Genomic DNA, 13,100 nt, shown 5'->3' with positions numbered 1-13,100 from the left:
TATTCACCTTTCTATTACACGATTTTGAGAAGCTGTTAGATACCTAACGCAGCTCTCTTTTCTTCAATTCTTTCAATCATAAGATCGCCTAATTTATCAATATCTGATTCTACAGTATAAGCTGCCTCTACCCAGTCTCTTAATCCGCCCTTCAGCAGAGCATCTACTTCGCTGGAGCCTGTTGCATAAGGTTCAACGCCAAGATAAGTGTCAATACCGGTAGATACAACGTAGTTACCGATAGATACCGCTTTTTCGGACATCCATTCAGGAGCACAGCCCACAACAGGTACCTGGGAGATATTCCAGCCGGAATCTTTTGCAATTTCAGATGCAAGAATCATCATACGGCTGATATCTACACAGGATCCCATATGAAGAACCGGAGGAATGTCTGCCAGTTCGCAGACTCTCTTCAGGCCGGCACCGCAGAGTTCTTTTGCTCTCTTGTCCATCAGACCTGCTTTTGCAGCAGCCTGTGCGGAACATCCGGATACAATGAGGATAACGTCGTTGGCAATTAATTTCTTCATTAATTCGATGTGAGCAGCATCAGGTCTGATCTTGGGATTGTTACATCCAACCATAGCTACCGCACCGCGGAGAACGCCGGATTTCACACAGTCAACCAGCGGCATTGTAGTTCCTGTCTTGTCAACGAAGGAGTTGGTAACACCGTCTAATTTGTGGATAATTTCCTCGAAGGAATATCCTACGAATGCTTTCTGTTTCATATCTGGAATGTGAACTAATTCCGGATTTCTGTTTTTGAAGTTCTCAATTGCTGTCTTAACGATTAATTTTGCATTTTCTCCTGCGGACTCAGATGAGAAACGGATGAAGTCAGATTCCGGCATCTGGGCTACAGGTGAAGTGGTGATGAATTTTGTGTGGAAACATTTGCTTAACGGGCCTAATGCCGGGAAGATACACTGAACGTCTACAACGATAGCTTCGCAGGCGCCTGTAAGCACTACGTTTTCCTGCTGTAAGAAGTTACCTGCCATAGGAATACCGCGGCGCATTGCAACTTCGTTGGAGGTACAGCATACACCGGAGATTGTGATTCCTTTTGCGCCTACAGATTTTGCAAGTGCAATCATTTCAGGATCTTCTGCATATTCACAGATCATTTCTGAGAGTGAAGGATCATGTCCGTGAACAACGATGTTTACGTTTTCCTCTTCCATAACACCTAAGTTAGCTTCTGTTTCCATTTCCTTGGGTGTTCCGAACAATACGTCAGAGAATTCTGTTCCCATCATGGAACCGCCCCAGCCGTCAGATAAACCGCAGCGAAGAGCCTGTCTTACCAAAGCTTCCGGCTTGGAAGAACATCCCATATGAGTCATATGTAATGCCTGAGATACCTCACGGTCGATTGCTCTTGGCTCAATCTCTTCTCTCTTCCAGATTTCCTGTGTATGCTCTGGTGCTCTCTTGATGAATTTCTGTGTTCCAAATGGTTTGCCGTACTCTAACAGACCTGTTTCCGCAACTTCATGAGCCAGATCGTAGATATCTTTGCCTTCTGTCTCAATGCCCCATTCCTGAGCAATTCTTTTTAATTTTGCAGGATCCTTAACTGTGTAGTTTCCGCCTTCTCTTGTCTCATATAACGTATGGCAGATTTCACGTCCGTGGTCAGAGTGAGTAGCAGATCCACCTGCTGTAAAACGAAGGAAGTTTCTTCCTACGATACCATGTACATCACATCCACAGATTCCTCTAGGTGCTTTTTTTGTAATACGGCAAGGTCCCATAGAACAGATTCTACAGCAGACACCCTCCTCACCGAACTTACAGTGCGGTGTCTGATTTTTAACTCTTAACTGCCAGGAATCTGCACCAACTTTTGCACCTGTCTCCAACAGTCTCGCGGTAGCCGCTTCGAATTCTTCTACTGTGGTTAATTTGAATTCACTCATTAATATCCTCCTTTTAGAGCATTACCTTAAATTAACTCTTAGTTTTTGAGCGCTTGTAACCCATCCGCCCCCAGGGGTTATTGTTTTGTTTAAAAAAACCTCTCTCACACAGAGCAGTCATCACTTCACCTTGCAAGAGGGGAATTTCCAAATACTACAGGTTTAATTTGTCCACAATGTCGCGCAGAGCCTTCTTTACCGGATTGCTTTCAGGCAGTTCAACTGTTGGCTTTCCGTCGCAGTCGTACTCATACACACTCTCATCTTGTGGCACCACACCAAGAAGAGTCAGTCCTTGCTTTTCAATCTCTTCTTTTGTTCCTTCATTCAATTCTCCATTCGGTGCACGGTTGACAATCAGACCGATGGTCTTAGGCTTCATGCCGCATTCCTCAATTAATTTTGCAATCCGGCCAACTGCCTGCACACCACGCCGTGAACAATCGCTGACCAGGATAGCGGTCTGCATGCTCGGAAGCACTCCGCGGCTGATATGCTCCATACCCGCCTCGTTGTCCACTACAATAAAAGGATAATTTTTCTGATACTTGGCCAGCTGAGCCTGAAGAAGGCCGTTCACATAACAGTAACACCCTTTCCCCTGAGTTCTTCCCATTACCAGCAGATCAAAATCATCGTCCTCTACCAGTGCAGAATTAAACTTGAATTCCGCATAATCCGCTTTGGAGACACCTGCAGGAATCGGATTCTCTTTTGCAAGCTCCGCCTGCGCTATCTCCTCCCGCACATCTCCCAGTGTAGCTTCCACTTCTACTCCCAACACTTCATTCAGATTGGAATTGGCATCCGCATCCACAGCGAGAATCGGACCTTTCCCCTTTTCTCCCAGATACTGGATTAATAATCCGCATAAAGTTGTCTTTCCCACACCGCCTTTACCGGCTACAGCAATTACATGTGCCATTACGGGCACCTCCTATTTCTATCTAATCTAGTCTCTGTCCCCGGACTGTTCCCGCGCCTGCGTCGCCGCAGTCTTGTGTGACAGTTTGGGACTTGTTCCATGCATACAGATGCAATCCCCAGATACCGCTTTCCTTGTTGCTGCGGAACCAGCTGATTCCCCCTGCACGTCCTACGTCGCTGTTCCTTTACACCTTCATAATCTGTTCTCCATCTTTTATCCTCCACTCTCTTTTAATGATTTGCTTTTATCTTCAGGGCTTTCGCCCAAAAGCCCGTGCTTCTACCGGCAGTCCAGCTTCACAATACTGTTAGCCAGGTCTACCATAAGAATCCTTCCTTCAATCACCTGTTCTTCCCCAAGGATATCCCGGAGGATTACTTTATCCCCATCCACATCAATACGGCTGATGTTTCTGCAGATCACAGTGTCATCACTTTTCTGTACAGTTGCCAAACACATAATTATGCCTCCTTCTGATGTTCTTTTACCAGTGTCAGTGCAAGGCTCAGGCGCATATTGCCCTTTTGGAAGTCCGCGACACCCTCCTCAATGGTTCTGGCTGCATCCTCCATGCCTAATTTGCGGAGATTTTTGGCCATCTGGTCCAGTTCCTCCGCGTGATGCTGATTATGCTGAAGCATATAGTTCAGTAAAGCTGTAGTCTCATCTGCACAGCTGCCATTGCATTTCTCATTCCTGCAATCACATCCATGAGCATGAACATGGTCATGTTCCCCTTCATGCGTATGTTCGTGAGTATGAACATTTCCATCAGTGTGAACATGTTCATGAGTATGTTCACCATCATGTGCATGAGATATAACATGACCATTCTCGTCTTTCACTAAATGCATGTCTTATGTTCTCCTTTCCATAGCTAAATCCACTCAAGACAAACTTTGTGACAATTATTTATCAATTGTTTTCATTATAACTTGTTTCCAAATATTTAGCAAGAAATTCTTATTGGAAAGTTTATAAAAAAATCTTAATATTGTTTTTATTTCTAAACAATTTGACGTAAACTAAAAATATCCAATTTTACTTTGTTTATCAATTAACAAACTATTGAATTCTGCTTCCTTTTTTGCCTTTGCATACCTGTATCTGGTTATCAATGCGCTCTTTTAGCTCATTAACGTGGGAAATAATCCCCACCAGCCGGTTGCCGTCGGCCAGGGTGGCCAAAGTGGCTATTGACTGTTCCAGAGATTCCTGATCCAGACTTCCGAACCCTTCATCAATGAATATAGTCTCTACCCATACGCCGCCGGCAAAGCTCTGAATCACAGCCGACACACCCAGTGCAAGAGCAAGGGCTGCTTTAAAAGCCTCGCCTCCGGACAGTGTTTTCACGGTTCTGACCTTTCCTGTATTGTAATCATACACATCCAGATCCAGACCAATCTGGCTCTGCCGGTTGCTGGTCTCCTCTCTCACCAAAAGTTCGTAGCGCCCATTGGTCATTGCTTCCAGCCTGATATTGGCTTCCGCCACAATCATCCGGAAATAGGCAGACTGCACATACCGCTCCAGGGAAAGCTTTGGCTTGCCGTTCAGCGTACCGTTGGCCGTATCGGAAAGAGTCTGAAGGCTTATCCGGTATTCCTCACTGCCTCTGCTCTCTTTTGCAAGGCGTTCCAGCTGCTTCTCAAGCTGCAGCAGCTGCCGTATTTCATTATAAATCTGCTTTCTCTCTCTGGAAATTGTTTTTCTCTGGCTGTCCATATCCCCCAGACTTTTTTGGTAATAATCCTCTTCCCGGTATATCCTGCCCCGCAGCCGTTTTCCAAGACTGCGGATCTGCACCTGAAGCTCCTGTATTTCCTGCTGGTATCTGCGGACCGCATTCTCCATTTCCCCCAGCTCTTCCTGGGTGCAAAAAGCTTCTCTGGCCATTTTTTCGCTGCCAAAGCCCTGTTTTTTTATTTGATTCATATACATCTGTCTGGAGCTCTTAACCGCCTCTTTAGCCTGGGGAAGCTTCTTTTCCTGCTCTGCCAGGCGGCCCAGACACAGATGATATTCATTTGTAGTCTCTTCCAGATGGTTTTTGATCTCTCTGCTCTCAGGGATATCACTTCGGATCCTGGATTTCTGTTTCATAATTCTGTCCTGCTGTTCTTCCAGTCTTTTCTGGATCCAGGAGAGCATAGTCCTGCCGTCCTTCTTTCTCCCAAGCCCCTGCACCTGCTCCAGCTGGCCCTTTCGCATCTCCCACTCTTTTTGATTCAGAGCGCATCTGTGTAAGGTTTCCTGCATTTTTTTCTGCAATGCGTCTTTTTTGGCTTCCAGCTTTCTCAGGGTTTCCTCATTCACATCCTTATGCAGAAGAGGAGCGGGAGCAGGGTGCTCCAGAGAGCCGCACACCGGGCAGGGACTTTTATCCTGCAGGGTTCTGCTCAGGATTCCGGCCTGGCTCTTCAGAAAATCGGCCCTGTAGTTCTCATACTGTACAGAGATTTTATTCACTTCATCAATCCGCTGTTCCAGCGCTTCCTTCAGTCCAGCCTGATCCTCTTCCAGTTTTATAACAGCCCTGGCCTCTTTCTCTTTTTCATTCCAGAAATCCAGCTGCTGCTCCATATCCTCCAGAAGATGCATTTCTTTCTCCTGCCGTTCCCTCAGCTCTTCCAACCTCTCCCAGTTCCTTTTTTCTTTCTCCAGCTCTTTCTTTCTCTCCCTGAACTCCCCGTACAGGCTCTGCAGGCCCTCCAGTTCGGCAATTCTCTGCTCATGCTGTTCCAGCAGAGGCTTGACATATGTCACAGCCTTCTGTCCGTCTCTTCTTCTCTTCTCCAACGCTTTCATAGGAACCGCCTCTTCTTTCTTGCTCTCCAGCCGTTCCCGCAGCTCCCCAAGGCGTTTCAGTTCCTGATTCTCCAGCTTGATCCGCTCATATTCCCGGAGCAGCTGCTCCCTCCTCTGCTCCAGCATCCCTTCTTCTTTTTTCAGCCTCTGATCCTTTTTCCGGTTTTTTTCCAGAATTTCTTCCAGGCCCCGGAGCAGCTCCCCCTCCGGCAGTTCCCGCAGGGAAGCCGGGAGTCCTTCAAGCACCTGTTTTCTCCTCTCCTGCCGATACCGTTCCTCATCTCTGGCATGCGCAGCCATACTCTTTAACAAGTCCGATACCGTTTTATAGTATTCTGTGCAAAATACCTTGCGGAACACTTCTCCCCGCACATCACTTCTGGCAAAAAGAAGGTCCAAAAATTCCCCCTGGGCAATCATGGAGACCTGCTTAAACTGCCGGTAGTCCAGACCCAGCAAGTCCACTACAGCCTGATTCACATTTTTCTTTCCGGTAATCACACTGCCGTCGGGGAGCGTAAGGACCGCCTCTGCCCGCCGTGTCTCTGAAAAATACCGTTCCGCCTCGTATTCCTTGTCTTTGTGCAAAAACTTCAGGCGGACCCTGGTAAGAGTTTTGCTGTCCGCATAATCACTTCTCAGATTTTCCGCTTTTCTGCTGCTGCCGCTGGTCTCGTCGTACAGGGCATACATAATCCCGTCAAAGATGGTAGTTTTTCCTGCCCCTGTATCCCCGCTGATTAAAAACAGGCCCTGGCGGTAAAAGGGTGTAAAATCAATGGTTACAGGGTCAGCATAAGGCCCGAAAGCCTGCATCATCAGTTCTGTGGGTTTCATAATACATGTTCTCCTACTCTCTGCAGCACTTCCTCCAGAATCCTTTTTTCCGCCGGGGACATTTCTACGTGGTTCTGCTTCTTATAAAACTCCTGAAATAATTCCCGGGGTGTGCGCAGCAAAATCTGTTCGGTCTTAAGGCCGCTCTCCTTTCGCTCCCTTGTCCTTGCGTTATCAACGGCAAATTCCAAAAGCCCCGGAAAATACTCCCTGAGCTTCTCTACCGGCTGTTCCACCGGCTGTTCATCAGTTAGGACGACTGATAGATAATATCCGCTGCGGTACTCTCTGTACGCCTCCCCGGTCAGCTCCTCCATCGTTCCCCTAAGGACGGCCATCTCGTGAAGAGGCGCAAGAGGCAGCTTCCGCAGGGATACCTGTCCTTTCTCCTCTATATCTACGACGGTAATTGCCTTTTTATGATGAATCTCCGAAAATGAATACTTCAGAGGGGAGCCGGCATACCGGACTTCCGGTCTTCCTATCTTCTGCGGCCTGTGAATATGTCCCAGGGCCACATAATCAAAAGCGTCAAAACAGGAGGCATCCACCTGTTCCAGCCCTCCCAGAGACAGCTGCTCAGAAGCTGAGGGAAGAGGCTTTTCCCCCTGCCACACCACATACTGGTGGGCTAACAGGATATTTCTTTTCCTGCTGTCAATCTCTGCCGTCCGAAGCACTGCCGATACAGCCTCCTCGTACGTCTCAGGGGATTCTTCAGTGTAAGGTCTGAGTACTGCCGGCTTAATAAAAGGCATCTGCCACACAGTCAGCTCCCCCCACTCGTCACAGAGCACGGTATGGGGAAGCTCTCCTTTAAATCCCCCGGCAATATGCACTTTATTCTTTGCCAAAAGGTTTTTGGCAAAATCCAGGCGTTCCGGGGAATCATGATTTCCGCTGATGATAAAAATCTCCAGACCGGCCTCTGCCAGCCTTTCCAAAAAAGAGTCAAACAGTACCACAGCTTCCCCGGAGGGAATGCTTTTATCATAAATGTCCCCGGCAATTAGAATGCCCTGGGGCTGTTCCTTTTTTATCTCCAGTAACACGTTATCCAGAATATACCTCTGGTCCTCCAGCAGGCTTTCCCCCAGGAGTTTTTTCCCAAGGTGTAAGTCTGCGATATGAAAAAATCTCATAGACAGCCTCCTTTGCCGCAAATGCATTCCGGTGCAGCTATTACTCTGCACCGGCCATCCACCCTCATAGTACCATGGATTTATTAAAAAGTTAATAAATACCTATCATTTCTTTCATAATTTTGTGATATACTGCACAAGAATATAATATAAGGAGGGATGGTATGTCCTTAGAAACACATTCAATTTTACTGAATAACGAAAGAGAAATGCCGATGTTGGGCTTAGGAGTATATAAAGCAACCGGGAACAACGAAGTAGAGAACGCCATCTGCTGGGCTGTGGAGGCCGGATACCGCCTCATAGATACAGCCTCTGTCTATAAAAATGAAGAAGGCGTTGGCCGGGGAATTAAAGCTGCTTCTGTAAAGCGCGAGGAATTATTTGTCACCACCAAGGTCTGGAATAACGCCCAGCGTATGAACGACGTAGAAGGAGCATTTAACCGAAGCCTGGAACGCCTGGGGCTGGAATACGTGGATCTCTATCTGATTCACTGGCCGGTGGCGGGCTGTTACATCGGTACCTGGAAAGCGCTGGAAAAGATATACAGTTCAGGCCGCGCCAAGTCCATCGGTGTGAGCAACTTTTCTGTTCAGGATCTGGAAAAGCTGAACGAGCAGTGCGGCATTGTTCCCGCGGTGAATCAGATAGAATTCCACCCGCTTTTCAACCACCCTGAGCTGCTCTCTTACTGCAGAGCACACCGCATCGCGGTACAGGCATATGCTCCCCTTGCCCGGGGCGCCTACTTAAACGAGGAGACAATAGCCCAAATCGCTGCCCGCCGGGGCAAAACCCCAGCCCAGATCGGTCTTCGCTGGTCCGTACAGCAGGGCATATCCGTCATTCCCAAATCATCTAAAAAAGAGCGCATCTGCAGCAATGCACAGATCTTTGACTTTTCCCTCACCCCGGAAGAAATGGAGGCGCTGACCGCTCTGGACCGCCAGCAGCGCACTGCCAGCATCCCCGAAGATCTCCTGGGCCAATATGAAATCCTTTCAAAATAATTATCTAAGTTTCCGGACATTAAAAGACGGCGCATCTGCGGATACACCGTCTTTCATTGTCAGTTCACCTTTTCTTCCCATCTGCTGTCCCAGGACTCTATTTTCTTATCCCGAAGCATCAGCTCCTGAACTGCCTCCCCGGGGGATTTCCCCTGAAAGAGCACTTTATTTACCTGGGAAATAATGGGCAGCTCCACCTGGTATTTCTCTGCCAGCCCTATGGCAGCCTTAGCGGAATACACCCCTTCCACTACCATCTTCACTTCTTCCATGGCCTGTTCCGTGGTTTTCCCCTGTCCAATCAGATAGCCGGCCTTCCGGTTCCTGCTGTGGACACTGGCACAGGTTACAATCAGATCCCCGATTCCGGAGAGGCCGTAGAAGGTATCTGCCTTTGCCCCCATGGCAATGCCCAGACGCGATATCTCCGTAATTCCTCTGGTAATCAAAGCTGCTTTTGTGTTGTCGCCGTAACCAAGTCCGTCTGCGGTTCCCGCCGCCAGGGCAATTACATTCTTCAGCGCCGCTCCCAGCTCAATCCCCAGGATGTCCGGGCTGATATAGACCCTGAATACGGGACTCATAAAAATATTCTGGAGAATCTCGGCAGTCTCCTTGTGGTGCGCGCCAATCACGCAGGTTGTGGGGAGTTTGCGCCCAACTTCCTCCGCATGGCTGGGGCCGGATAAAACTGCAACGTCTGCCTGGGGAATTTCTTCTTCGATCTGCTCGCTCAGCGTGAGCAATGTCTCCTCCTCAATCCCCTTGGCCACGTTCACAATCAGCTGTCCCTTCGGAAGTCCGGGACCTATCCTGCGGGCCAGTCCCCGGGCCGCGATAGATGGAACCGCCATAACCAGAAGATCTCTGTCCGGGAGTGCCTCATCCAGATCGGAAGTAAACATCATGCCGTCCGGAAGCCTTACTCCGGGAAGCTTTGACACATGCTCTCTCTTCTCCCTGAGTTCGTCTGCCTCCTCTTTTCTCCTGGACCACAGAATCACCTCATGTCCGTTGTCGCACAGCAGGACAGACAGCGCAGTTCCCCAGCTTCCCGCTCCAAGTACACTGATTTTTGCCATATGAACACCCCTTTACTTTTCACTCTTACGGTTCAGATAGGTCCTTCGCTCAGTCCCCCTGAACAGCCTTACAATATTTTCCCTGTGGCGGTAGAAGGCAAGACACGCCAAAAGCGCCACTACCACATACAGCTCCCTAAGCTCCGCCTGGGGCATATGGAACAGTCCCATCTGCCCCATAACCAGCGTACTCCCCAAAAATGCCAGATAGCCCGTCAGAGAACTCAGCGATACATAGTGCGTTGTAAAAAACAGAACCAGAAACACGGTTCCTGCAATAAGTAACACTCTCCAGTCAAAGGATGCCACCAGTCCCACAGAGGCAGCAATCCCCTTTCCTCCCCGGAATCCCAGATTCACAGGGAAATTATGTCCAAGAATACAGCCTGCCGCCGCATACATTCCCAGCAGCCGTATGGTATCCGGATGGCTGCTCCCAAAGATAGCCCGCACAAGAAGTACGGCAAACACACATTTAAAACAATCTCCCAGCAGGGTAATAATCCCTGCCTTTTTTCCCAGGGTCCGCAGGGCATTTGTTGTCCCTGCATTCCCGCTGCCATGCTCCCGGATATCTATGCCGTTCATTCTTCCGTAGATATAAGAAGTCTGAAACAGTCCAAACACATAACCGATTGCCAGACAAATGATACGTACCATGGTTCCCTTACTCCTTCTCTTTCCGTTCTCGAATAATAAATTTCAGAGAGGTTCCTCTGAATCCAAAAGCTTCCCTTATTTTATTTTCCAGATAACGGGTATAGGAGAAGTGCATCAGTTCTTTATCGTTTACAAAAATAACAAAAGTAGGCGGTTTCACCGACACCTGGGTAATGTAATACAGCTTCAGCCGTTTCCCCTTGTCGGAAGGAGGCTGCTGCAGAGCAATGGCTTCTGCCATTATTTCATTGAGCACCCCTGTCTGAATCCGGAGAGTCTGGTTCTCCAGAACCATATCAATGGTATCAAATAGCTTCGGCAGTCTCTGGCCTGTCTCCGCGGAGATGAACATTAGTTCCGCATAGGGCATATACGAGAGGAATTCCCTTACCTTACTGGTATACTTGTATATAGTTTTGTCATTCTTCTCTACTGCGTCCCACTTATTGACGGCAATGATGATCCCTTTTCCTCTTTCGTGGGCAATCCCGGCGATTTTCGCATCCTGCTCCGTGATCCCCTCCACCGCGTCAATAACCACAATCACCACATCCGCCCGGTCAACTGCTGTCACGGTACGGATAATGCTGTATCTCTCCAGTTCTTCTTTGATCTTGTTCTTTCTGCGGAGACCTGCTGTGTCTATAAAGATATATTCCCGCCCCTGCCACATAATATTCGTGTCAATGGCATCTCTGGTGGTTCCCGCAATATCTGAGACAATTACTCTGGACTGTCCCAGCAGCTTGTTGATGATGGAAGATTTCCCTACATTGGGCTTGCCCACAATAGCAACCCTTGGTATGTCGTCCTCTTCCTCTTCTTCCTCTTCCTCCTCAAAGTGGCGCACCACTTCATCCAGCATATCTCCCAAGCCCAGCTTGGAAGATGCCGAGATGGGGAATGGCTCCCCGATTCCAAGGTTATAAAACTCATATACGTCCATGAGCAGTTTGTCAAAATTATCCACCTTATTCACGGCAAGGACTACGGGCTTGCCGCTTCTGCGGAGCATGTCCGCCACCTTTGCATCGGCATCCACCAGCCCCTGGCGCACATCGGTTATAAAAATAATCACGTCAGCCGTATCAATGGCGATCTGCGCCTGTTCCCTCATCTGGGACAGAATGATATCCTTGCTTTCCGGTTCAATCCCTCCGGTATCAATCATGGTAAATCCATGATTCAGCCAGTTGACGTCTGCATAGATACGGTCTCTGGTAACCCCGGGGGTATCTTTTACGATAGAAATATTCTGACCTGCCAGGGCATTAAACAGCGTTGATTTGCCCACATTAGGGCGTCCCACGATTGCTACTATTGGTTTGCTCATATATTTGTCTCCTTCTATGTTCTCTTCCTGTTGTCTCTCCCAGAAGCGCCTTCACTAAGTCTGCGCCCTGCGTGTCTACCACACTTACAGGAACCTGAAGGGTCCCTTCCAGTTCTTCCACGGTCACGTCATCCAGGAAAACATTCTCTCCGCTTCGGAGCATATTGCAGGGCAGCAGCAGCTCTTCTCCCAGATTCCGCCCCGTGAGCTGTTTTTTCAGATCCTGGCCGGTGAGAAGGCCTGACACTGTAATGCTCTCTCCGAAGAAAAAATTAGTCACCGGATATACACTGCAGTTTACGTTGGGGTATTTTTTCTTAAGGCGCCTCACATGTCTGCAGATATGAGGATAGGCCAGTTTCCCGGTGGCTATGGAAAGATTCCTCTCCCTGCCGTCGCCTTCCCTGTCCGCAAGGGCTTCTGTCACCTCTTCTTCCAGCAGCCGGAGCATTCCCACTCCGTTTTCCAGCTGGAGGTATCCATCGTACCGTTCTTCCGGGGGAAGCTCCTCCCCTGCCAGAAGATACCATTCATCGCTGGCATGGATAAAGTGCAGGCCGTAAGCGTCATACAGCTTCTTCTGCCATCGGTGTATGGTTTCCAGCACCCGGACGGCATCCTCCTGCTGAAACGGCTCCAGCCGGGTAAGCCCCTCCCGATAGCGGCTGAGTCCAACCGGCACCACCGAAACACTGCGCAGATGGGGCAGGTACTCAGCCAGATCCCGGATGCTGTTTTCCAGCTCCTGGCCGTCATTATAGCCTTTACAGAGCACAATCTGCCCGTTCATCTCTATACCGGCCTCGTACAGCCTGTCTACCTTGGAAAAAATATCCCCGGCAAAACGGTTATTCAGCATCTTACAGCGAAGTTCGGGATTTGTTGTCTGAAATGATATATTTATAGGAGAAAGATGGTAGTGAATAATTCTGTCAATATCATGGTCACTCATGTTCGTGAGGGTCACATAATTGCCCTGCAAAAAGGAAAGCCTGGAATCATCGTCTTTAAAATAAAGAGTCTCCCGCATTCCAGGCGGCATCTGGTCAATAAAGCAGAAAATACACCGGTTCCTGCAGGAACGGTAATCATCCATCAGGCTGTTCTGGAACTCGATCCCCAGATCCTCCTGGGCATCCTTTTCTATTTCCAGCAGCCATTCCTCCCCGTCAGCCTTTCGAACCAGCAGTTCTATATACTCATCATTTACCAGGTAGTGGTAATCAAATACATCTTCTATCTCCTGCCCATTGATGGCCAGCACCTCATCCATGGGTTCCAGATTCATCTCTTCTGCTATACTGTCTCCGGCAATCTGCCGGATGATATGCTTTGTTTTTTTCATAATTTACTCGACCTTTCATCT

At 48.6% G+C, this 13,100-nt stretch carries 11 protein-coding genes; 1 reads left to right on the top strand and 10 read right to left on the bottom strand.

All coding sequences use genetic code 11. The annotated features are described in order from the left end of the window. Positions 1-35: 35 nt before the first annotated feature. The 6 genes from cooS to BUA56_RS14465 all read right to left on the bottom strand — a co-directional run bounded on the left by cooS (position 36) and on the right by BUA56_RS14465 (position 7,646). Positions 36-1,928 carry an anaerobic carbon-monoxide dehydrogenase catalytic subunit gene (cooS, locus tag BUA56_RS14490; RefSeq protein ID WP_072853002.1) on the bottom strand — a complete coding sequence of 631 codons (1,893 nt, stop codon included), beginning with the start codon at positions 1,926-1,928 and terminating at the stop codon, positions 36-38. A gap of 154 nt (positions 1,929-2,082) precedes the next feature. Beyond that, a complete protein-coding gene (locus BUA56_RS14485) occupies positions 2,083-2,853 on the bottom strand; it encodes an ATP-binding protein (RefSeq protein WP_072853000.1) in 771 nt (256 codons plus the stop codon). Between the two features lie 282 nt (positions 2,854-3,135). Then, positions 3,136-3,315 carry a CooT family nickel-binding protein gene (locus tag BUA56_RS14480; protein ID WP_072852997.1) on the bottom strand — a complete coding sequence of 60 codons (180 nt, stop codon included), beginning with the start codon at positions 3,313-3,315 and terminating at the stop codon, positions 3,136-3,138. 2 nt (positions 3,316-3,317) lie between these two features. After that, a complete protein-coding gene (locus tag BUA56_RS14475) occupies positions 3,318-3,710 on the bottom strand; it encodes a DUF8180 domain-containing protein (RefSeq protein ID WP_072852995.1) in 393 nt (130 codons plus the stop codon). Positions 3,711-3,921: 211 nt separating this feature from the next. Beyond that, on the bottom strand, positions 3,922-6,504 hold the full coding sequence (locus tag BUA56_RS14470; RefSeq protein ID WP_072852993.1) for an SbcC/MukB-like Walker B domain-containing protein: 2,583 nt from the start codon (positions 6,502-6,504) through the stop codon (positions 3,922-3,924). Then, a complete protein-coding gene (locus tag BUA56_RS14465) occupies positions 6,501-7,646 on the bottom strand; it encodes an exonuclease SbcCD subunit D (protein ID WP_072852991.1) in 1,146 nt (381 codons plus the stop codon). Before BUA56_RS14465 ends, BUA56_RS14470 begins: the two co-directional genes overlap by 4 nt. Before the next feature lie 164 nt (positions 7,647-7,810). Here BUA56_RS14465 and BUA56_RS14460 point away from each other — a divergent pair, with 164 nt between their 5' ends. Next, a complete protein-coding gene (locus BUA56_RS14460) occupies positions 7,811-8,659 on the top strand; it encodes an aldo/keto reductase (protein ID WP_072852989.1) in 849 nt (282 codons plus the stop codon). Positions 8,660-8,718: 59 nt separating this feature from the next. On the opposite strand, the gene BUA56_RS14455 is transcribed toward BUA56_RS14460, so the two are convergent. Genes BUA56_RS14455 through BUA56_RS14440 form a run of 4 tightly spaced genes read right to left on the bottom strand, consistent with a single transcriptional unit; the run spans position 8,719 to position 13,079 of the window. Next, on the bottom strand, positions 8,719-9,741 hold the full coding sequence (locus BUA56_RS14455) for an NAD(P)H-dependent glycerol-3-phosphate dehydrogenase (RefSeq protein WP_072852987.1): 1,023 nt from the start codon (positions 9,739-9,741) through the stop codon (positions 8,719-8,721). Between the two features lie 12 nt (positions 9,742-9,753). After that, positions 9,754-10,401, bottom strand: coding sequence for a glycerol-3-phosphate 1-O-acyltransferase PlsY (plsY, locus tag BUA56_RS14450; RefSeq protein ID WP_072852985.1), 648 nt, complete (start codon positions 10,399-10,401; stop codon positions 9,754-9,756). A gap of 7 nt (positions 10,402-10,408) precedes the next feature. Next, positions 10,409-11,734 (bottom strand): ribosome biogenesis GTPase Der, encoded by a 1,326-nt coding sequence (gene der / locus BUA56_RS14445; RefSeq protein ID WP_072852983.1) that lies wholly within the window; start codon positions 11,732-11,734, stop codon positions 10,409-10,411. Further along, positions 11,697-13,079 carry a DUF512 domain-containing protein gene (locus BUA56_RS14440; protein ID WP_072852981.1) on the bottom strand — a complete coding sequence of 461 codons (1,383 nt, stop codon included), beginning with the start codon at positions 13,077-13,079 and terminating at the stop codon, positions 11,697-11,699. Before BUA56_RS14440 ends, der begins: the two co-directional genes overlap by 38 nt. Positions 13,080-13,100 lie beyond the last annotated feature (21 nt).

The organism is Lactonifactor longoviformis DSM 17459, assembly GCF_900129135.1.
Classification (GTDB): Bacteria; Bacillota; Clostridia; order Lachnospirales; family Lachnospiraceae; genus Lactonifactor; species Lactonifactor longoviformis.
Note: the sequence above shows the minus strand (reverse complement) of the source record. Positions and strands in the feature narration are given on the sequence as shown.

Bases quoted from the DNA above. Each gene is read 5' to 3' on its own strand.
- BUA56_RS14485 (WP_072853000.1), bottom strand. From the start codon at position 2,853: ATGGCACATGTAATTGCTGTAGCCGGTAAAGGCGGTGTGGGAAAGACA.
- BUA56_RS14455 (WP_072852987.1), bottom strand. From the start codon at position 9,741: ATGGCAAAAATCAGTGTACTTGGAGCGGGAAGCTGGGGAACTGCGCTG.
- BUA56_RS14475 (WP_072852995.1), bottom strand. From the start codon at position 3,710: ATGCATTTAGTGAAAGACGAGAATGGTCATGTTATATCTCATGCACAT.
- BUA56_RS14460 (WP_072852989.1), top strand. From the start codon at position 7,811: ATGTCCTTAGAAACACATTCAATTTTACTGAATAACGAAAGAGAAATG.
- BUA56_RS14465 (WP_072852991.1), bottom strand. From the start codon at position 7,646: ATGAGATTTTTTCATATCGCAGACTTACACCTTGGGAAAAAACTCCTG.
- BUA56_RS14480 (WP_072852997.1), bottom strand. From the start codon at position 3,315: ATGTGTTTGGCAACTGTACAGAAAAGTGATGACACTGTGATCTGCAGA.
- cooS (WP_072853002.1), bottom strand. From the start codon at position 1,928: ATGAGTGAATTCAAATTAACCACAGTAGAAGAATTCGAAGCGGCTACC.
- BUA56_RS14440 (WP_072852981.1), bottom strand. From the start codon at position 13,079: ATGAAAAAAACAAAGCATATCATCCGGCAGATTGCCGGAGACAGTATA.
- plsY (WP_072852985.1), bottom strand. From the start codon at position 10,401: ATGGTACGTATCATTTGTCTGGCAATCGGTTATGTGTTTGGACTGTTT.
- der (WP_072852983.1), bottom strand. From the start codon at position 11,734: ATGAGCAAACCAATAGTAGCAATCGTGGGACGCCCTAATGTGGGCAAA.
- BUA56_RS14470 (WP_072852993.1), bottom strand. From the start codon at position 6,504: ATGAAACCCACAGAACTGATGATGCAGGCTTTCGGGCCTTATGCTGAC.